We start from the raw sequence: 18,322 nt of genomic DNA on the forward strand, positions 1-18,322 counted from the left end.
GTCTCAGTTGCCTGTTTTACAGGTGTTTGACGCGGAGTTTGGATTGACCGGCAGGTCTGCCAAACGCTAAGCAACCGCGAAATAATATTGCGCCCACGCACCATTGTGGGGCCGGTAGCGAATAAAAGCCAAGGAGCGCCGCAAAATGGCCGAGATTGAACGCGAAGCGATGGAATACGACGTGGTGATCGTCGGGGCCGGCCCTGCCGGTCTGTCTGCGGCCATCCGCCTGAAACAGCTGGACGCCGACCTGCAGGTCGTGGTCCTGGAAAAGGGCTCGGAAGTGGGCGCGCATATCCTGTCGGGCGCGGTGCTGGACCCCTGCGGCCTGAACGCGCTGATCCCCGACTGGAAGGAAAAGGGCGCACCGCTGAACGTCGAAGTCAAGGAAGACAACTTCCTGATGCTGGGCGAAGCCGGCCATGTCCGTATCCCGAACTTCCCGATGCCGCCGCTGATGAACAATCACGGCAACTATATCGTCTCGATGGGCAACGTCTGCCGCTGGATGGCCGAGCAAGCCGAGGAAATGGGCGTTGAGATCTTCCCAGGCATGGCGTGCTCGGAACTGGTTTACGGCGCGGGCGGCGAAGTGAAGGGCGTGGTTGCCGGCGAATTCGGCAAGAACCCCGACGGCACCCCAGGCCCGTCATATGAGCCGGGCATGGAACTGCACGGCAAGTATGTCTTCATCTGCGAAGGCGTGCGCGGCTCGCTTGCCAAGGAAGTGATCAATAAATACGATCTCGCCGCCGGCAAAGAAGTGCAGAAATACGGCGTCGGCATGAAAGAGATCTGGGAGATCGACCCCGCCAAGCATAGCGAAGGCACCGTCACCCACACCATGGGCTGGCCGCTGGGTAAGAACGCAGGCGGCGGCTCGTTCATCTATCACCTGGACAACAACCAGGTCTATGTGGGCTTTGTGGTTCACCTGAACTACAAGAACCCGCATCTGTTCCCCTACATGGAATTCCAGCGCTTCAAGCACCACCCGGTGGTGGCCGAGCTGCTGAAGGGCGGCAAGCGCGTGGCATATGGCGCCCGTGCAATCACCGAAGGCGGCTGGCAGTCGATGCCGAAACTGGTTGCCCCCGGTGTGGCGCTGCTGGGCTGTTCGGCCGGCATGGTCAACGTGCCGCGCATCAAGGGCAACCATAATGCGATGCTGTCGGGCAAGGCCGCTGCCGAAGCTGCCTTTGACGCGATCAAGTCCGAGCGTTCGGGCGACGAGCTGACCGCCTATGAAACCGACGTGCGCGACGGCGCCATCGGCAAGGACCTGAAGATGGTCCGCAACGTCAAGCCGATGTGGTCCAAATGGGGTCTCACCGCCTCGCTCGCTTTTGGCGGGCTGGACATGTGGACCAACAACCTGCTGGGCTTCTCCTTCTTTGGCACCCTGGGCCACGGCAAGAATGACGCCGAAGCGACCGAGGAGGCCTCCAAGCACAAGCCCATCGATTACCCCAAGCCCGATGGTGTGCTGTCCTTCGACCGGTTGACCAACGTGTCTTTTGCGATGACCAATCACGAGGAAAGCCAGCCCTGCCACCTGCAGCTGGGCAATGCCGACACTCCGATCCAGGTCAACCTGCCGAAATTCGCCGAACCGGCGCAGCGCTACTGCCCCGCCGGCGTCTACGAGGTGGTGGAAAAAGACGGCCAGCCGGAGTTCGTAGTCAACTTCCAGAACTGCGTTCACTGCAAGACCTGCGACATCAAGGACCCAAGCCAGAACATCACCTGGACCACGCCGCAGGGCGGTGACGGGCCGAACTACCCGAACATGTGATCGGAATTTCAGCTTTTCGGCGCGGTTTTGCCGGAATTTATGGGGCGGCCCTCGGGCCGCCCCATTGCGTGTTGACGGGCGGCGCACTACGCTTTCTTAGAAGAGCAAAGAGCAGTAAATCGCAAAGGGGTCCCGCGTGCCCGTATCCATTCTTCGCACCCTGTCCTGTGCGGCCCTGGTGGCCGCTTCCGTGCCTGCCGCGCAGGCGGAAGGACTGGCCGGTTCCTACCTGGCCGGACGGGCCGCAACCTATGACAGCGATTTTGCTGCCGCGGCTCTGTATTATACACAGGCCCTGGCCCGCGACCCGCAGAACCCGCTGCTGATGGAAAACGTGGTGTTTGCGCAGCTCGCCATGGGCAAGGCTGAACTGGCGGTGCCGGTCGCCGCAAGGCTGCTACAGGCTGGCGCCCGCAGCCAGGTGGCCAACATCATAATTGCAGGCGGCCATGCCGCAGATGGTGATTTCCAGGCGATCCTGGATCGCGACGCCGAACAGGAAGCAATCCATCCGCTGGTGGACGGCTTGCTGGAAGGCTGGGCGCATATCGGCAACGGCTCCATCTCCAACGCGCTCAAGACCTTTGAACGGCTGGCCGAAGATGGCAGCCTGCGGCCCTTTGTGCTTTACCACCGGGCACTGGCGCTGGCATCGGCCGGCGACTACGGCGGGGCCGAGGCGCTGTTTGCCGCCGAGGATGGCCGCCTGGCCACTCTCAGCCGCCGGGCGGCAGTTGCAAGGGTGCAGATCCTGTCGCAGCTGGGCCGCAGCGATGACGCTCGTGAAGCGCTGAATACAGCCTTCGGCAGCCGCCTGGACCCCGGGCTGGAAGCCATGGATGCGCAGCTCGCCGCCGGGGAAACGCTTGCCTACACCATCGCCCCCAGCCCGCGGGAGGGGGTGGCTGAGGTGTTTTATACCCTTGGTGCGGCGCTGAATGGCGATACAGCCAACGATTATGTGCTGATGTATGCCCGCATGGCGGCCTCACTGCGCCCCGGTCATGTGGACGCAATCCTGCTGAGCGCCGGGCTGCTGGACCAGCTGGGCCGCTATGAGCTGTCGGTTGCGACCTACAAACAGGTGCCCAGCAGCCATCCCGACTATCACGCCGCTGAAATGGGCCGCGCCGAGGCGCTGCGCCGCGCCGCCAAACCGGACGCGGCAATCGAAGTTCTGGAACAGCTGGCGCGGGACTTCCCGGAACAGCCCAGCGTCTATGTCAGCCTCGGCGATCTGCTGCGCCAGCAGGAAGATTACGCGGGCGCTGCCGGCGCTTATGACAAGGCGCTGGCCAACACATCCGAAGAGTCCGGCACCCGCTGGTTCCTCTATTATGCCCGCGGTATCTGCCATGAGCGGCTGGACCAATGGGACCAGGCCGAGGCCGATTTCCGCGCTTCGCTGGAACTGGACCCGAACCGGCCGCAGGTGCTGAATTACCTGGGCTATTCGCTTGTCGAAAAGAGCAGCAAGCTGGACGAGGCGCTGGACATGATCGAACGCGCCGTCGCGGCACGCCCTGATTCAGGCTTCATCGTCGACTCCCTGGGCTGGGTGCTTTACCGCATGGGCCAGTTTGACGATGCGGTTGCCCATATGGAACGCGCGGTCGAGCTGATGCCGGTGGACCCGGTGGTCAATGACCACCTGGGCGACGTCTATTGGGCTGTGGGCCGGGAGCGTGAAGCAGAATTCCAGTGGAAGCGGGCGCTGTCTTTTATTGATCCGGAAGACACCGATGGCGAAGCCGACCCCGAACGCATCCGCCGCAAGCTGGAGGTAGGCCTGGACGCGGTGCTGGCCGAAGAAGGCGCTGAGCCCCTGAAGGTCGCCAATGGCGGCTGAGGTCTTTGCGCCTGCCAAGATCAACCTGACCCTGCATGTGACCGGCCGCCGCGCCGACGGCTATCACCTGCTGGACTCGCTGGTGGTCTTTGCGGACACCGGGGACCTGCTGCAGCTTGATCCAGGACCTGAGCTGGCGCTGGAGGTCTCCGGCCTGTTTGCGGAAGGCGTGCCGGCGGATGAGCGCAACCTGGTTTGGAAAGCCGCCGCGGGAGCAGGCTGGACCGGCCGGATCAGCCTCAATAAGCATTTGCCCCATGGTGCGGGCATCGGAGGCGGTTCGTCAGACGCCGCTGCCGTTCTGCGGGCACTTACTAGGCAGGGCTGCGGTATTTCCGATGAATTGCCGCTGTCGCTTGGTGCTGATGTGCCGGTCTGCATGGCGGCCCGCGCGGCCCGGATGCAAGGGATCGGCGAACAAGTCGCGCCGGTGGACCTGCCAGAGCTGCACGCGCTTCTGGTCAATTCCGGCGCACATGTCCCGACCGGGCCGGTGTTTTCCGAACTTGCCTCCCGCAACAATCCGCCGATGCCGCAGGACATTCCGGCTTTCGCCTCTGTCGAAGATTGCGCCGCGTGGCTTGGCGAACAGCGCAACGACCTGGAGGCCCCGGCCATCAGTGTTGCGCCGGAAATTGAACGGGTGCTCGCGGACCTGCGCTGCTCCCGCAACGCGCTGCTGGCCCGTATGTCCGGTTCCGGCGCCACCTGTTTTGGGCTCTACCCATCAAGGAAAGCCGCTCATTTTGCGGCCTATGAGATCGGGGCGGAGCATCCCGATTGGTGGTGCAGTGCAGTCACTTTGACCTGAAGCACTGCGCGCGGCGGAACACGGGCACTCCCGCCCGCGGCCCGGCGCATCAAAGATGCTTGTCCGCCGTTGGGCCGGGCGCCGCGCTCACGCACGGCGCTGCAGCGCTGAACAGCTTCTTTCTGGTCAAAATACCCCGGGGGTGAGGCCGTAAGGCCGAGGGGGCAGCGCCCCTTTGCCCCGTCAGTTCAACCGCGAAACCACGTAACCGGCCAGATCGCGCAGCATGCTGCGGATCTCGTGATCGGGCAGGGCGTCAAGTGCCGCTTTCGCTTTTGCCGCCCAGGCATTGGCATCTTCACGGGTGGCCTCCAGCGTGCCGTACTTTGCCATCAGTGCCAGTGCTTGCTCCAGGTCGCCGTCTTCCTGCTTGCCCTTCTCGATGGTGCGGGTCCAGAACGCGCGTTCTTCGTCTGTCGCCTGCGCCACCGCTTTGATCACCGGCAGTGTCAGCTTGCGTTCGCGGAAGTCGTCGCCGACATTCTTGCCAGTGGCCTTGCTGTCGCCCTGATAGTCCAAAAGGTCATCCGCGATCTGGAAGGCAATCCCCAGGGCGTCGCCATAGTCAAACAGCGCCTTTACCTGCGCCTCGGATGCCCCGGCGATCACGCCGCCCACTTCCGTCGCCGCCGAGAACAGCGCAGCGGTCTTGCCGCGCACCACCTGCAGATAGATGTCTTCACCGGTTTTCAGGTTCGAGGCTGCGGTCATCTGCAGCACTTCGCCCTCGGCAATGGTGGCCGAAGCATTGGCCAGGATATCCAGAACCCGCAAGGAGCCGGTCTCAACCATCAGCTGGAAGCTGCGGGCAAACAGGTAGTCGCCGACCAGAACCGAGCTTTTGTTGTCCCAGAGCAGGTTCGCTGTAGGCCGCCCGCGCCGTTGGGCGCTTTCATCAACCACGTCGTCGTGCAGCAGAGTGGCGGTGTGGATGAATTCCACCGTGGCGGCCAGTTTCAGATGGTGATCGCCCTGATAGCCGCACATCTTTGCCGCCGCCAGTGTCAGCATCGGCCGCAGGCGCTTGCCGCCGGCCTCAACCAGATGCGCGGTCACCTCGGGGATGCGTGGCGCATGTTGCGAGGCCATCCGCTTGCGGATCAGCACATTCACTGCGTCCAGTTCCTGGCTTAGCGTGGCGGCCAGCATTTCATGCGGCTTCCTGGTCATCACTTGGTCCATCACTTTCCCGCTCGCAAGGCTCGACAAGGGTGGGGCCTTGCCCTTAGATCCAATCCTATGAAAGAGCTTCTGCGCAGCACCGATCCGACGATCATGGCCTTTGCCTCCGCCCTTCTTGAGGGTGAGGATATAGACTGCTTTCAAATGGACGTAAATATGAGCATCCTGGAAGGCGGGATCGGAATTTTCCCGCGCCGCCTGATGGTGCGCGCGGATGATTACGACGATGCGCTGGTGGTGATGCGCGACAATGAAATCCCGCTGGGCCGATGACCGCGTTTGCGGAAGACGCGCTGAGCTGCAACGGCTTTCTTGGCGGCAGGGTGCGGCTGTGGCAGCCCGTCAAGGGATACCGTGCGGGGGTGGATCCTGTGCTGTTGGCAGCGGCAGTCCCGGCAAGGCCAGGCGAGGCGGTTCTGGAACTGGGCTGCGGTGCCGGTCAGGCTTTGCTGTGTCTTGCAGCGCGGGTGCCGGATCTGCAGCTGGCGGGGGTTGAGCTGCAGCCGCCTTACGCGGAACTGGCCCGGTGCAATGCTGCGGAAAACGGTCAGGAGATCGAGGTATTCGAGGCTGATTTATCAGCGTTGCCGGAGGTTCTGAAACAGCGCCAGTTCCATCACGTCTTTGCTAATCCGCCTTATTACAAACCGGGTGCCCATAGTCTGGCGCGCGATGCCGGCAGGCAGGTCGCGCTGGGAGAGGGCACGCCGCTGGCAGACTGGATCACAACCGCCGCCCGCCGTTTGGCGCCGAAGGGATACCTGCACATGATCCAGCGCGCCGACCGGCTGCCGGATATGCTGGCGGCCTGCAGCGGCGGCCTTGGCTCGGTCGAGGTGCTGCCGCTGGCGCCGCGCCAGGGGCGGGGGGCCGAGCTGGTGATCCTGCGCGCGCGCAAGGGCGGCCGGGCGGAGTTCCGGCTGCATGCGCCGCTGATTCTGCATGAAGGCACCCGGCATGAGCGGGACGGAGACAGTTATCAGCCGCAAATCCGGGCCGTTCTGCGCGAGGCAGCGGCCTTGCCCTGGCCGGTTTAACGGGGGTTTTCGAGCGCTGCGAATATAGGGGCCGGGCGGCTCGCATTCAACTTATGCGACTTTTTGACAGGCGGGTTTCTGCCATAGTGCGCCTTTACCTGCGGCAAAATGCGCGGCGCATGGCCGATATGAAAATTTCATGACAAAAATACTGCGGCTGCGGCGTGACAGACGTAAAAACTTATGGTCCACTCCTGGGTGTCAAACACATCTAGCTCAATGAAGGAGGGTTGCCATGAGCCTTAGCTCGCATCTGACCGAACTTAAGAAGAAGCACGAGCATCTGAGCATGGAAGTGGAACAGGCCCAACGATCGCCCAGTACCGATGGTCTGGAAATCGCATCAATGAAAAAGCAAAAGCTCAAGCTGAAGGAAGAGATTGAGCGGTTGGCTGCTGAAGTAGCCTGAAGAGTTCCCGCCGGGACAGATCCCGGCAACACGGTTCGGAGGGCCTGCCCGGAGCGGCGGCCCTCTTTTCATTTTGGGCGTCAGTCCCCTGCGGTCAGCTTGCCGAACCGGCCCTGGCCGCAATCAGCGCCCCGCCTGTGATCAGCGCAGCCGCCAGCGCCAGCCCCCAGGAGGCGGCGGCAATGCCCGCCAGCACCAGGATCAGCGTCGACAAGAGCGGCGCAGCATAGCTGCTGGTGCCAAGCATCTGAATGTCGCTCTGTTTGACGCCGATGTCCCAGACATAAAACGCCAGCCCAACTGGACCAAGGCCCAGCAGCAGGGTTGAGACCCAGCCCAGCGTGCCCGCAGGCCAAACCGTCTCCTCCAGCGCGAAATGCAGCCCCCAGGAGGCGGCCGCGGTGGCCAGACAGAACACCGCAACCGAACTGGTCGGCGCCTTGCCCAACAGCCGCGACAGCACCGAATACCCGGACCAGGTCAGCGCACAAAGCAGCGCCAGCCCATAGCCGGGCAGATACTGCGCCTGAAACCCCTCGCCACCGCCTGAGATGATGGTGGCAGCCCCGGCAAAGCCCAAGCCGGCCCCGGCCAGATGCCCTGCCTTCAGATGTTCGCCGGGCAGCAGGCCGGAAAACAGCACAATCAGAAGCGGCCATAAATAGGCGATCAGCCCGGCCTCCGCCGCAGGGGCCAGCCGCAGCGCCGAAAAGTAAAGCAAGTGATAGCCAAAGAGACCGAGGGTGCCAAAGGCATAGACTTTGAACGGCACCTGCCGCAGCTGACCCAGTTTGCCGGTGGCCGCGGTCCAGATCATCCCCAGCGTACCGCCGATGGTGAAGCACAGCGCATTCAGCAGCAAGGGCGGGACGGGCTCGGTTCCGACGGTCAGCAACGCCAGAAGCGACCACAGCAAAACAGCGATAAAGCCGATGGCAGTCGCGCGGGGTCTGGTCATGGCGGCGGGATGTCCTCGACAGGAATGATCTCAAAAGCCTCTGAGACGTAGGCGGTTTTTTCAATCTCGGCAACAAACCAGTCCCGGAACGCCGCGATCTGCGGCCGCGTCTCGGTGCCGGGTGCACAAAGAAAGCGGAAATGCGCTTTGGTTTCAATTGCGGTCTTGAAAGGCGCCACCAGCCGGCCGGCATGCAGATCGGTGACCGCCATGCCGCGCCGGCCCAGGGCCACGCCGGCCCCCGCGGCAGCGGCGTCGATTGCATGGTCGGCTTGCGAGAAATGCGATCCATGGGTCGGTTTAAAGTCGATGCCTTGGGTGCGGAACCAGGCCGGCCAATCGCAGGGTGGGTCCAGAAAATCGATGGATTCGTCAAAGATCAGCGGCGCCTCCATCAGGCTTTCCGGTGTGGTATAGCGTTCCGCCAGCTCCGGCGACATAACCGGCGTCACCCATTCCGGCGGCACCCGCAGTACGTAGTACCCCTCATCCGGGCCATAGCCGAACCGGATTGCCACATCGACGTCATCGCGGACAAAATCCAGCATCCGCAACGTGGCCGAAAACCGCAGGTCGATCTCGGGATGAGCACGGGCAAATTCATACAGCCGCGGTGCCAGCCATTTTGCCGTCAGTCCCGGCCCGGCGGTCACCGTCAGCGTGGTGTTGTCCTGCAGGCGGCGCACGGTGCGCCAGGCGGCGGTCAGCGCCTCGAACCCTTCCGCCGCTCCGGGGGCCAGTGTCTTTCCCGCCTCAGTCAGCTCTACAGCGCGGTTCAGGCGGCGGAACAGCGGCTGGCCCAGATGCTCTTCCAGTGATTTGATCTGAAACGACAGTGCTGCGGGGGTCACGTTCAGCTCCTCCGCCGCCTTGGCAAAGGACATGTGGCGGGCAGCGGCATCAAAGGCGCGCAGGGCGGTGAGGGGCGGCAGGCGGTCAGACATCTCACACAAGTAAAACTTAATTGAACCTCTGCAAAGTCTCGTTTGTGTGTTTGACGGAACGTCTTCATATTGGGTGCAGGTAAAGGATACTGATCCGAAAAGGAGGCCGAAGATGCTGGAATACTCTGCTGATGCCGCCGTGAAGTCTGCCATGGCCCGTGCCCATACCGAGCGCGGTCAGGTGCTGAAAAATGGGCTGAAACTGGCCTGGACCCGGCTGTTTGGCGCACGGTCTGTACCAGCCCTCCGCCCTAAGATTTCCCGCTGGGCCTGAGCGCGCTCTGTTTCGAGATAAGGCACTTACGGGATAGGAAAAGGGCCGGTCCATCAGGACCGGCCCTTGCCGTTTCAACTGCCGGAACAGTTTAGACGAAGAACTGCGCGCCGTTGGCGGAGATAGTCGAGCCATTGATGAAGCCCGATTCGTCAGACGCCAGGAAGGCGACACAGCGGGCGATCTCTTCCGGCTCACCCAGACGGCCGGCCGGAATTTGGCCGATGATCGACTCGCGTACCTTTTCCGGGACCGCCATCACCATCTCAGTCGCGATATAGCCGGGGCAGATCGCATTGGCGGTGATGCCTGCGCGCGCGCCTTCCTGCGCCAGCGATTTCACGATGCCCAGATCGCCCGCTTTGGTCGCGGCATAGTTCACCTGGGCGAACTGGCCCTTCTGGCCGTTGATCGAGGAGATCACGACAACGCGGCCGAACTTGCGCTCGCGCATGCCGGGCCAGATCGGGTGAACGGTGTTGAACACGCCGGTCAGGTTGGTGTCGATCACTTCCTGCCATTGCTGCGGCGTCATCTTGTGGAACGGCGCGTCGCGGGTGATGCCGGCATTGGCGACCACGATGTCGATCGGACCCAAATCCGCTTCGACCTTGGCAATGCCGGCGGCGCTGTCTTCGTAGTTGCCAACATTCCACTTATAGGTCTTGATGCCGGTTTCGTCGGTGAATTTTGCCGCGGCTTCGTCATTGCCGGCATAAGTGGCGGCGACATTGCAGCCCTGCGCCTTCAGCGCTTGGGAAATTGCTGCGCCGATGCCGCGGGAGCCGCCGGTGACGAGTGCAGTACGTGCCATTCAAGAATCCTCCAGTATTAGTCTCTTGGTAATCTTGCTACAGTTTTCATTTTGCGGGCGCAACAATATTGCGTGATGATTTTTCTGCGGTGCCGCAAGAAAATTGTCGCACCCACAGTATATACTTGTTTTGTAAAAGAAAAAGGACGCCGCAGGGGCGTCCTTCACTTTTTGCGGTTTTGTGCCGGTTACGGGCGTTCAACGCACAAGGCAACGCCCATGCCGCCGCCGATGCACAGGGTGGCCAGGCCTTTTTTTGCGCCGCGGCGTTTCATTTCGAACAGCAGGGTGTTCAGCACCCGGCAGCCCGAGGCGCCGATCGGGTGGCCGATGGCAATGGCGCCGCCGTTCACGTTCACAATCGACGGATCCCAGCCCATGTCCTTGTTCACGGCACAGGCCTGGGCTGCAAAGGCTTCGTTGGCTTCGACCAGATCCAGGTCGCCGACCGACCAGCCGGCCTTTTCCAGCGCCTTGCGCGACGCATAGATCGGGCCGACGCCCATGATCGACGGATCCAGGCCGGCCGTGGCATAAGATGCAATACGGGCCAGCGGTTCGATGCCGCGCTTTTCGGCTTCATCGGCGCTCATCAGCAGGGTGGCGGCAGCACCGTCGTTCAGGCCCGAGGCATTGGCAGCGGTGACAGACCCGTCCTTGGCAAAGGCCGGACGCAGTTTCTGCATCGCTTCCATGGTGGCGCCGTGACGGATGTATTCGTCCTGGTCCACCACAATGTCGCCCTTGCGGTGCTTGACGGTAAAGGCGGCGATCTCATCGGCGAACTTGCCGGCTTTCTGCGCCGCTTCCGCCTTGTTTTGCGAGGCCACGGCGAACTCATCCTGCATCTCGCGGGAGATCTGCCACTGCTCGGCCACGTTTTCGGCGGTCTGGCCCATGTGGTAGCCGTTGAAGGCGTCCCACAGACCATCACGGATCATGGTGTCGATATATTTCATATCGCCCATCTTCTGGCCGGCCCGCAGATGTGCTGCATGGGGGCTGAGGGTCATGTTCTCCTGGCCGCCGGCAGCCACGATCGAGGCATCGCCCAGCATGATGTGCTGTGCGCCCAGTGCCACGGCGCGCAGGCCCGAGCCGCACACCTGGTTAAGGCCCCAGGCGGCGCTTTCCTGCGGCAGACCGGCGTTGATGTGGGCTTGACGGGCCGGGTTCTGGCCCTGTGCGGCGGTCAGAACCTGGCCAAGGATGGTCTCCGAGACTTCGGATTTGTCCACGCCGGCCCGCTCCACCACGGCTTCCAGCACGGCTGCGCCCAGATCGTGGGCAGGGGTGTTGGCGAACGAGCCGCCAAAGGAGCCGACGGCGGTGCGCGCGGCGGATGCAATTACAACATTGGTCATTGATTTCTGGTCCTCTGCCATCAATTCAGGTCTTCCGGGGGATCTTTGCGCGCGGGATGTGAAATCGGACGCGCAATAATCTTTCCCGTACCCTCCGGGTGCCGACATAATCTATTGCTGCATGTGCAGCAATTGACAGGGTGTCTCAGGGGGGGCAGCAGAGTCAACCGCCAGAAACGCCTCGCGGCACAGGATTCCCGTCAGCCGGAGGAGAACCTTCCGCAAAGCCGCGAAACAACACGCAAACTGCGTCAGCAGCCTGGTCTTTGAATGCGCTGGAATTGCAGGGCTGGCAGGACAGGGGCACTGATGTGAATAGGATAGAGGCAGCGCATGGAAACCCTTGCCCTTCGCAGGGCGCTTTTGCGGCGCCTTGATCGGAGCAGGGCCGGAGCAGGGCCGGGCCGGCAGGTGTCCTGTCCTCAACTGCGTCCTGAACGTCCTCACCCCGTGAATGGGGCCATGTGAACCTTTTTACCAGGGAGGTTTCCGCGACCGTCCGCGGTGTCAGCTCCCCTGGCGTGCTCAGCTTGCCTCCCGGCGCTGCTTCATGTCTTCGATCCAGGGCGGCGAGACGGAAGGCGCGCCAAACAGGTAGCCCTGCAGGCAATCAACGCCGTTTTCGACCAGGAATTCCGCATCCTCCTGGCTTTCCACCGATTCCGCGACGGTGAACATGTCAAATTGCTTGGCAATGCCGACCAGGGCACGCACAACGGACTGGTCGTCATGACTGGTGTGAATACCGCGCACGAATTGGCCGTCGATCTTGACCGCATCAAAGAAGAACTGGCGGAAATGGCCGATCGCGGTGGTGCTGGCGCCGAAATTGTCCAGCGCAAAGGCGATCCCGTGCTGTTGCATCCGCCCCATGAAATCTGTCACCAGTTCCGGTGCCGCCATCGCCGAAGCCTCGGATATCTCCAGCAACAGCCGCTCACCCAGCGTTGCGTCGCGCTTCAGGAACCGGTTCAACACGTTTACCCAGCGCTGATAGCCGATGGAGCGGGCCGACATGTTCACGGACAGGCGGATCTGCGGGTATTTATCCAGCGCCCGCAATCCATGCTGCAGGGCCAGGCAGTCCATCTCGCGACCGATTTCCTTGTCTTCGACTACATGCATGAATTCACGGGCGGGAATCACCCGGCCTGTCGGATCAAGAACCCGGATGTAGCCCTCGTAAAACGCCACCCCATGCGGCGCCATCGCCTGCATGACGGGCTGATAGGCCAGCACGGTCTGATTGTGGCGCACCGCATCTGCAACCATGTCCAGGGTGGAGCGGTCGCGCCCGGTCACCGCTGCGTTCAGCGGATTTTCAGAGCCTTCGGGTAAATCTGCATTGGCTTTGAGTATGGTCATGTGCGGCTGGGGCCCTGTTCCGGCAAAGGTGTGTCACAGTATGGTGCTCCCGGCAGTTTCACGCAAAAGGGTTGAAGCGGAATTAAAGTTCGAATTTGAATGATCTGCCTGTTGCCGCCGCGGTAAACTTAACCGTCAAAGCCGGGGGTGCCTGCATCTTCAGGGTGGCGGGCGAGGTGGTCTGCTTTGATCCCGGCTGAGGTGCTGCGGCTGCCGTCGTGGCTGTAACCCGGTGGTGCAAAAGCATAGAGAAACCGCTGTTTCCAGCTGAGGCCGGGTTGGGCCATGTCCTTGAAAATGCCTGCCCATTCATGAAAGGCGACGCGCAGCGGATTGAAAGTGGCGATGTTGTGGACCAGGCCGAAATCGGGGCGGTCGTGATCCTGCTCGGGCACAAAGGTGCCGAAAATCCTGTCCCAGATGATGAAAACGCCGGCATAGTTGCAATCCAGATACCGCGCATTGCGGCCGTGATGGGCGCGGTGGTGGCTGGGGGTGTTCATCACCGCCTCGAACCAGCGCGGCAGGCGGTTTATCGTCTCGGTATGAATCCAGAACTGGTAGATCAGGTTCAGCCCGCCGCAAAACAGCACCAGCGCCGGATGGAACCCCAGCAGAACCATCGGCGCCTTCACCACCATCATGAATGTGAAGGTCCCGGTCCAGGTCTGCCGCAGCGCGGTTGTCAGGTTGTAGTGCTGGCTGGAGTGGTGATTCACGTGGGACGCCCAGACCCAGCGGACCCGGTGACCGAAGCGGTGCACCCAGTAATAGCGCAGATCGTCCAGCACAAAACATAGCAGCACCGCCCACAGGGACGTGCCCATGTCCAGCGGCGTGATCTGCCATAGCAGCATCAGCAAGCCCCAGGCGGCAAAGCCCAGCAGCAGCCCTTCGGCGACGCTGCCCGCGCCCATGGTCAGCGAGGTGACGGCATCGCGCGTCTCGTACCGGCCGCCGCGTTTCTTCAGCGCGATCCACAGCAGTTCTGCGAGGATGGCAGCGATGAAGAACGGCACTGCAAGTTGAGTCACATTGGGGTAATGGATGGGGGTGGTCATGCGGTCTCCGCTGCGGTTGCGACCTGCGCCAGCCATTCCCGGCGCTCGTACTCTGACAGGGAAAGGGAAACGCCGGGAGCCGCGAAGTCGTTGAAATCAAAGCGCAGCCCGGTCCCGGTCTCGCGGACTTGAGTTATGGTCAGGTGACGGCCAACCGTGTCAGCACCGAAGGCCCAAAGGAGCCCGGGGCCAGCCTTGGTTATCACCAGCGCGGCTTGCCCGCTGGAGGCAGGCGTCACCTGTGTGATGGAATCGGCGGGAAACTGGCGGAACCAGGCGGCGCGGCTGTTTTCGTGCGTCAACACGGCCTGCCGGGACCGTCCTGTCAGGTGCAGCAGCACCGCAATGGCAAATATCCCGCCCGCAACCAGGGCCAGCAGCAGTTCCAGCGGCATTACGTCCTCCCGCGGGCAGATTGCCGGCCCGCCGAGAAGCTGTCAAAGGTGGCGTGGGGTCAAGCAAGTCCGCCCTACCGGCAGGGACGGGTAGGCAAACCGCGCGCCGGCGTTTCTGGCTTAAACCGTGGCAGCGGCGCGCTGCGGCTTTGCCAGAACCTGCATCTGCACCACTTGTTCAACAAAGGGCACCAGCCCTTCGGATCCTGAAGACCGGTCCTTCAGATGGATGCAGACGTCCGGGCGCAGCGCTGCAATGATACCAATGAGATCGCCGCGGATCTGGTCGTCCAGGCCCGCGCCCATGATTACGCATTCTATACGCGGCTCACTTTCCAGCTGGCGCACCACCTCGGGCTGGTCATGCGCGCCGAGCCAATGGATCGGCAGATGGTCCAGCTCCTCTGCGACATTGCCAATCACATGCGGCAGCTTGCCGATCAGTAACACAACAGGTTTCATTTCACTCTCCACCCTATACACGGGCGTCCTGCTGGGACGTCCCTCATGACTAAAGTAGTGTGAAGTTCCGCCGGGTCAGGTGACGGCCGCTAGGGCTTTGTTACATGAATGACATGGCATTCTTGTCCTTTTCCCGCCATAACATTTTGAACTAGGTGAGCCGACGTGTTTGCATTGATTCCATTCACACTTTTTTCACAATATCGGAGAGCGGTGGCTCTTGCCTCAACTTCGGAGCTTAAATTTCTGCTATATCCAGGGTGCCCGTATTTAGTCGTCGCGAACGCACCAAATTTTCCGTCTTTCTGCCTTCTTTGGTATTCCTTGAAGAGGCGGTTTCCGGTTTGGCTTAGTCTGATGCCTTCGCCTGAGGACGGTTTTTTGGGGCCGACTGTAGCATAAAGTGCGCAATGTGACGGGTTCTCAGATTTGAGGCGGCAAGATTCTAGGGCGCTTTGCTTTGCTAGCGCGAGGTTTCTTGTGTCCCAGAACTCGCCAGAGATGTCCTCCTGGCTATTGACGTAGAGAGCGCCATAGTAATCTGCGTTCTTCCTAAAGTAGGCGAACCGTTTTTTTACATCGCCCCGCAACCTCAGATCTGAATGAAGAGCGAGTTTGGGTCTATGTCCTTCGAGTAAAATCTCATCAGCCTGGACATCGGTGCTATTAGAAAAAAGCGCTGTTGCGGCCACTGCCGCGCTGAAAAGGTATGTTTTCAATGTGGTCTCCTGGGGCCAGTATTCCGGCCCCAAGCTACTCAATTGAATTTCACGCGCAAGCTACTTTGAGGCGATCATCGCCTTCACGATCTCCTTGGCGCTGTCCGAGTTCCATTCGGCGTCACCCAATAGCCGGGCCACTTCCTTGCCTTCGCGGTCCAGCAGCACTGTGATCGGCAGCCCGATCACCGCCATCTCGCGGGCCAGCGCCTGTTTCGGGTCCTGGTGGCGCGGCAGGTTGCTGATGCCGTTCTCGTCAAAGAACTTCTGGATGCCGGCGGGAGAGTTGCGCCCGGTGGCGATGGTCAGCACCTCGAAATCCGCTCCGCCCAGTTCCTCCTGCAGCTCAGCCAGCTGCGGCATTTCCTTGCGGCAGGGGGCGCACCAGGTGGCCCAGAAGTTCAGCAGCACCACCTTGCCCTGGTAATCCTCCAAGCTGGCGGTACCGGCGCCGTCGGCCAGCTCAAACGCGGTGGCGGACACATCCCGCGGTTCGGAATGCACGACCAGGCGGCGGAGGCTGTCTTCACGCAAGCCCTCCAGCTGCGCCTGATCCGCCGCACCAGCGGCATTTGCACCCAAGGTCAGGGCCATATAAAGGGAAAGCTGACGAAACAGACGCATATTATCTCCGGGGTTCCACACCATGACAGATCAATCCTCGAACCAGATGTGGGGCGGCCGCTTTGCCGCAGGTCCCGACGCGATCATGGAGGCGATCAACGCCTCGATCGGGTTCGACAAGCGGATGGCAGCACAGGACATCGCAGGCTCCAGAGCCCATGCGGCAATGTTGGCCGCAGCAGGCGTTATTACGGATAATGATGCGGAGGCCATTCGGGAAGGGCTGCTCACCGTTTTGTCAGAGATTGAGGGCGGAACCTTCCAGTTTTCCACCGCTCTGGAAGACATCCACATGAATGTGGAGGCCCGGCTGAAAGACATCATCGGCGAGCCCGCAGGCCGTCTGCACACGGGCCGGTCGCGCAATGACCAGGTGGCGACGGATTTCAAACTCTGGGTGCGGGACCAGCTGGACGCGGCGGAATCCGGCCTCTTGGCGCTGATCCGCGCGCTTCTGTCGCAGGCCGAGGCGGGCGCCGATTGGGTGATGCCGGGCTTTACCCACCTGCAGACCGCGCAGCCGGTGACCTGGGGCCATCACATGATGGCCTATGTGGAAATGTTCGGCCGCGATCTGTCCCGTGTGCGGGACGCGCGCGTGCGGATGAACGAATCGCCCCTGGGTGCGGCGGCGCTTGCCGGCACCTCTTTCCCGATCGACCGGGAGATGACGGCGAAGGCTCTGGGCTTTGACCGTCCCGCCGCCAACTCGCTGGATGCGGTCAGCGACCGTGACTTTGCGCTGGAGTTCCTGTCTGTGGCCTCGATCAGCGCGGTGCACCTCTCCCGCTTTGCCGAAGAGCTGGTGATCTGGTCCTCGGCCCAGTTCCGGTTTGTGACCCTTAGCGACCGGTTCTCCACCGGCTCGTCGATCATGCCGCAGAAAAAGAACCCGGACGCAGCCGAGCTGATCCGCGCCAAGGTGGGCCGCATTTTCGGTGCCAATACCGCGCTGATGATGGTGATGAAGGGGTTGCCCTTGGCCTATTCCAAGGACATGCAGGAAGACAAGGAACAGGTCTTTGATGCCGCTGACAACTGGATGCTGGCGCTGGCGGCGATGGAAGGCATGGTCAAGGACATGACCGGCAACCGCGTTGAGCTGGCGGCGGCAGCAGGGTCCGGATTTTCCACCGCCACCGATCTGGCCGACTGGATGGTCAGGGTGCTGAAGGTGCCGTTCCGCGACGCCCACCATGTGACCGGCACCCTGGTGGCGATGGCCGAAAGCCGCGGCTGCGACCTGCCGGATCTGTCGTTGGCGGACATGCAGGGTGTGCATGCAGAGATCACCAAAGATATCTTCACTGTGCTTGGCGTTGAGAATTCGGTAAACTCGCGTATGTCTTATGGTGGCACTGCGCCGGCGCAAGTGCGCGCGCAGATCGCCCGCTGGACAGAGATTCTGGCAAGCTGAGGCTGAGAGTCGCAGCCCGCGGCAAGGAGGCAGAAAATGCGCAACATGATCTTTGCATTGCTTGGTCTGGCGGTTCTGGCCGCCTGCGGCGTCGATGGCGAACCGGTGCAGCCGACACTGAACGCCGGTGTCGGCGTCGGGGACAGTGGTGTCCACGTGGGCGGCGCGGTCGGGCTGCACAAGGGGCCAGTCAGTGTTTTCCTGGGGTTCTAGCGGCCCGCGCACTTGACGCGGTGCCGTTGACACACCACCTCTGAACCGTCCCTGCCGACCGCTGGGACGGTTTTCATTTGGGGATTTTGTGATGAAAGCTGCAGTTGTATTTCTGTGCCTGATTGGGCTCGCAGCCTGCGATACCGGATCGCAGGCATCCAAACCACCGCAAAAGCAAGAACCCGCAGCAACCGGGGTGTCGGTTTCTGGATATGGCCGGGTCGGGGTTTCTCATACGTTTTAAGCGCAAGCTTTTTTGCCTTTCGGTCCGACCGGTTGCTGTCTTCTGCTGTCCGTTCTGCAATTAAGTACTGAGCTTCAGCAGTAAGGAATGGCGGCGGCGCCATGGAGGCGGGACGGGAGGTTTCTCCCGCACGCTGAACGTTGTCTCTGCGTGCCCTTGCCAAAGGGCCCTGTTCCAATGTGCCGGGGATGTCAGACCCAGCGGTGACCGCGATCAAAGCGAGAATGGCCTATTGGGTTTAAGATGCAGTGACAGGGGCGCGCACCGGGGACGCAACGCTCGGATGACGCGTCCTGGTGCGGCCGTTGTGCAGTGAGTATTTCTGAAAAGATGAAGCACCAGCCCGTGCCTTTTCACCTTTTTCCAAATACTCAAAATTCAAAGA

At 61.7% G+C, this 18,322-nt stretch carries 20 protein-coding genes; 9 read left to right on the plus strand and 11 right to left on the minus strand.

The window, feature by feature from the left end:
* Positions 1 to 145 precede the first annotated feature (145 nt).
* The 3 genes from K3555_RS03485 to K3555_RS03495 all read left to right on the plus strand — a co-directional run bounded on the left by K3555_RS03485 (position 146) and on the right by K3555_RS03495 (position 4,455).
* Positions 146 to 1,795: an electron transfer flavoprotein-ubiquinone oxidoreductase gene (locus K3555_RS03485; protein WP_260007404.1), complete on the plus strand. Its 1,650-nt coding sequence runs from the start codon at positions 146 to 148 to the stop codon at positions 1,793 to 1,795.
* Positions 1,796 to 1,931: 136 nt separating this feature from the next.
* Positions 1,932 to 3,644: a tetratricopeptide repeat protein gene (locus K3555_RS03490; RefSeq protein ID WP_260007405.1), complete on the plus strand. Its 1,713-nt coding sequence runs from the start codon at positions 1,932 to 1,934 to the stop codon at positions 3,642 to 3,644.
* Positions 3,634 to 4,455 carry a 4-(cytidine 5'-diphospho)-2-C-methyl-D-erythritol kinase gene (locus K3555_RS03495; RefSeq protein WP_260007406.1) on the plus strand — a complete coding sequence of 274 codons (822 nt, stop codon included), beginning with the start codon at positions 3,634 to 3,636 and terminating at the stop codon, positions 4,453 to 4,455. Before K3555_RS03490 ends, K3555_RS03495 begins: the two co-directional genes overlap by 11 nt.
* Before the next feature lie 183 nt (positions 4,456 to 4,638).
* Here K3555_RS03495 and K3555_RS03500 read toward each other — a convergent pair whose 3' ends face one another.
* Positions 4,639 to 5,637 carry a polyprenyl synthetase family protein gene (locus tag K3555_RS03500; RefSeq protein WP_260007407.1) on the minus strand — a complete coding sequence of 333 codons (999 nt, stop codon included), beginning with the start codon at positions 5,635 to 5,637 and terminating at the stop codon, positions 4,639 to 4,641.
* 57 nt (positions 5,638 to 5,694) lie between these two features.
* On the opposite strand from K3555_RS03500, the gene K3555_RS03505 reads away from it, so the two are divergent.
* The 3 genes from K3555_RS03505 (at position 5,695) to K3555_RS03515 (ending at position 7,083) form a co-directional block, all read left to right on the plus strand.
* Positions 5,695 to 5,910, plus strand: a complete 216-nt coding sequence (locus tag K3555_RS03505) for a DUF2007 domain-containing protein (RefSeq protein ID WP_134830625.1) — start codon at positions 5,695 to 5,697, stop codon at positions 5,908 to 5,910.
* Positions 5,907 to 6,674, plus strand: a complete 768-nt coding sequence (locus tag K3555_RS03510) for a tRNA1(Val) (adenine(37)-N6)-methyltransferase (protein ID WP_260007408.1) — start codon at positions 5,907 to 5,909, stop codon at positions 6,672 to 6,674. Before K3555_RS03505 ends, K3555_RS03510 begins: the two co-directional genes overlap by 4 nt.
* A 235-nt stretch (positions 6,675 to 6,909) precedes the next feature.
* Positions 6,910 to 7,083 (plus strand): YdcH family protein, encoded by a 174-nt coding sequence (locus tag K3555_RS03515; RefSeq protein WP_259990128.1) that lies wholly within the window; start codon positions 6,910 to 6,912, stop codon positions 7,081 to 7,083.
* Between the two features lie 94 nt (positions 7,084 to 7,177).
* Here K3555_RS03515 and K3555_RS03520 read toward each other — a convergent pair whose 3' ends face one another.
* Complete coding sequence (locus tag K3555_RS03520; protein WP_260007409.1) at positions 7,178 to 8,041, minus strand: DMT family transporter; 864 nt, start codon at positions 8,039 to 8,041, stop codon at positions 7,178 to 7,180.
* Positions 8,038 to 8,985, minus strand: coding sequence for a transcriptional regulator GcvA (locus K3555_RS03525; protein ID WP_259994693.1), 948 nt, complete (start codon positions 8,983 to 8,985; stop codon positions 8,038 to 8,040). Before K3555_RS03525 ends, K3555_RS03520 begins: the two co-directional genes overlap by 4 nt.
* Before the next feature lie 112 nt (positions 8,986 to 9,097).
* Between K3555_RS03525 and K3555_RS03530 the strand changes: the two genes are divergently transcribed.
* The gene (locus tag K3555_RS03530) at positions 9,098 to 9,259 is read left to right on the plus strand and encodes a hypothetical protein (protein ID WP_259990134.1); all 162 of its coding nucleotides are present in this window, start codon (positions 9,098 to 9,100) and stop codon (positions 9,257 to 9,259) included.
* A gap of 91 nt (positions 9,260 to 9,350) precedes the next feature.
* Here the strand turns inward: K3555_RS03530 and phbB are convergent, their stop codons facing one another.
* The 8 genes from phbB to K3555_RS03570 all read right to left on the minus strand — a co-directional run bounded on the left by phbB (position 9,351) and on the right by K3555_RS03570 (position 16,063).
* A complete protein-coding gene (gene phbB, locus K3555_RS03535; RefSeq protein WP_259990136.1) occupies positions 9,351 to 10,073 on the minus strand; it encodes an acetoacetyl-CoA reductase in 723 nt (240 codons plus the stop codon).
* A 188-nt stretch (positions 10,074 to 10,261) separates the two neighbouring features.
* A complete protein-coding gene (locus K3555_RS03540) occupies positions 10,262 to 11,437 on the minus strand; it encodes an acetyl-CoA C-acetyltransferase (RefSeq protein WP_129369853.1) in 1,176 nt (391 codons plus the stop codon).
* 525 nt (positions 11,438 to 11,962) lie between these two features.
* Complete coding sequence (locus tag K3555_RS03545) at positions 11,963 to 12,802, minus strand: EAL domain-containing protein (protein WP_260007410.1); 840 nt, start codon at positions 12,800 to 12,802, stop codon at positions 11,963 to 11,965.
* Positions 12,803 to 12,930: 128 nt separating this feature from the next.
* On the minus strand, positions 12,931 to 13,863 hold the full coding sequence (locus K3555_RS03550) for a sterol desaturase family protein (protein WP_260007411.1): 933 nt from the start codon (positions 13,861 to 13,863) through the stop codon (positions 12,931 to 12,933).
* Positions 13,860 to 14,258, minus strand: coding sequence for a hypothetical protein (locus K3555_RS03555; protein ID WP_260007412.1), 399 nt, complete (start codon positions 14,256 to 14,258; stop codon positions 13,860 to 13,862). The genes K3555_RS03550 and K3555_RS03555 overlap by 4 nt, the downstream gene beginning before the upstream one ends.
* Before the next feature lie 120 nt (positions 14,259 to 14,378).
* The gene (locus K3555_RS03560; protein ID WP_259994690.1) at positions 14,379 to 14,720 is read right to left on the minus strand and encodes a hypothetical protein; all 342 of its coding nucleotides are present in this window, start codon (positions 14,718 to 14,720) and stop codon (positions 14,379 to 14,381) included.
* Between the two features lie 89 nt (positions 14,721 to 14,809).
* Positions 14,810 to 15,439, minus strand: coding sequence for a hypothetical protein (locus K3555_RS03565; protein WP_259994689.1), 630 nt, complete (start codon positions 15,437 to 15,439; stop codon positions 14,810 to 14,812).
* A gap of 60 nt (positions 15,440 to 15,499) precedes the next feature.
* Complete coding sequence (locus K3555_RS03570; RefSeq protein WP_259990149.1) at positions 15,500 to 16,063, minus strand: TlpA disulfide reductase family protein; 564 nt, start codon at positions 16,061 to 16,063, stop codon at positions 15,500 to 15,502.
* Positions 16,064 to 16,085: 22 nt separating this feature from the next.
* Here K3555_RS03570 and argH point away from each other — a divergent pair, with 22 nt between their 5' ends.
* Both argH and K3555_RS03580 read left to right on the plus strand, forming a co-directional pair.
* Entirely contained in the window at positions 16,086 to 17,480 is a 1,395-nt protein-coding gene (gene argH, locus K3555_RS03575) for an argininosuccinate lyase (RefSeq protein ID WP_260007413.1), read from the plus strand.
* A gap of 36 nt (positions 17,481 to 17,516) precedes the next feature.
* Complete coding sequence (locus K3555_RS03580) at positions 17,517 to 17,693, plus strand: hypothetical protein (RefSeq protein WP_259990152.1); 177 nt, start codon at positions 17,517 to 17,519, stop codon at positions 17,691 to 17,693.
* Positions 17,694 to 18,322: the final 629 nt, after the last annotated feature.

Origin of the sequence: Leisingera sp. M527, assembly GCF_025141525.1 — a bacterium.
Lineage (GTDB): Bacteria > Pseudomonadota > Alphaproteobacteria > Rhodobacterales > Rhodobacteraceae > Leisingera.

Bases quoted from the DNA above. Each gene is read 5' to 3' on its own strand.
- K3555_RS03485 (WP_260007404.1), top strand. From the start codon at position 146: ATGGCCGAGATTGAACGCGAAGCGATGGAATACGACGTGGTGATCGTC.
- K3555_RS03495 (WP_260007406.1), top strand. From the start codon at position 3,634: ATGGCGGCTGAGGTCTTTGCGCCTGCCAAGATCAACCTGACCCTGCAT.
- K3555_RS03500 (WP_260007407.1), bottom strand. From the start codon at position 5,637: ATGGACCAAGTGATGACCAGGAAGCCGCATGAAATGCTGGCCGCCACG.
- K3555_RS03505 (WP_134830625.1), top strand. From the start codon at position 5,695: ATGAAAGAGCTTCTGCGCAGCACCGATCCGACGATCATGGCCTTTGCC.
- K3555_RS03510 (WP_260007408.1), top strand. From the start codon at position 5,907: ATGACCGCGTTTGCGGAAGACGCGCTGAGCTGCAACGGCTTTCTTGGC.
- K3555_RS03515 (WP_259990128.1), top strand. From the start codon at position 6,910: ATGAGCCTTAGCTCGCATCTGACCGAACTTAAGAAGAAGCACGAGCAT.
- K3555_RS03520 (WP_260007409.1), bottom strand. From the start codon at position 8,041: ATGACCAGACCCCGCGCGACTGCCATCGGCTTTATCGCTGTTTTGCTG.
- K3555_RS03525 (WP_259994693.1), bottom strand. From the start codon at position 8,985: ATGTCTGACCGCCTGCCGCCCCTCACCGCCCTGCGCGCCTTTGATGCC.
- K3555_RS03530 (WP_259990134.1), top strand. From the start codon at position 9,098: ATGCTGGAATACTCTGCTGATGCCGCCGTGAAGTCTGCCATGGCCCGT.
- phbB (WP_259990136.1), bottom strand. From the start codon at position 10,073: ATGGCACGTACTGCACTCGTCACCGGCGGCTCCCGCGGCATCGGCGCA.
- K3555_RS03540 (WP_129369853.1), bottom strand. From the start codon at position 11,437: ATGACCAATGTTGTAATTGCATCCGCCGCGCGCACCGCCGTCGGCTCC.
- K3555_RS03545 (WP_260007410.1), bottom strand. From the start codon at position 12,802: ATGACCATACTCAAAGCCAATGCAGATTTACCCGAAGGCTCTGAAAAT.
- K3555_RS03550 (WP_260007411.1), bottom strand. From the start codon at position 13,863: ATGACCACCCCCATCCATTACCCCAATGTGACTCAACTTGCAGTGCCG.
- K3555_RS03555 (WP_260007412.1), bottom strand. From the start codon at position 14,258: ATGCCGCTGGAACTGCTGCTGGCCCTGGTTGCGGGCGGGATATTTGCC.
- K3555_RS03560 (WP_259994690.1), bottom strand. From the start codon at position 14,720: ATGAAACCTGTTGTGTTACTGATCGGCAAGCTGCCGCATGTGATTGGC.
- K3555_RS03570 (WP_259990149.1), bottom strand. From the start codon at position 16,063: ATGCGTCTGTTTCGTCAGCTTTCCCTTTATATGGCCCTGACCTTGGGT.
- argH (WP_260007413.1), top strand. From the start codon at position 16,086: ATGACAGATCAATCCTCGAACCAGATGTGGGGCGGCCGCTTTGCCGCA.
- K3555_RS03580 (WP_259990152.1), top strand. From the start codon at position 17,517: ATGCGCAACATGATCTTTGCATTGCTTGGTCTGGCGGTTCTGGCCGCC.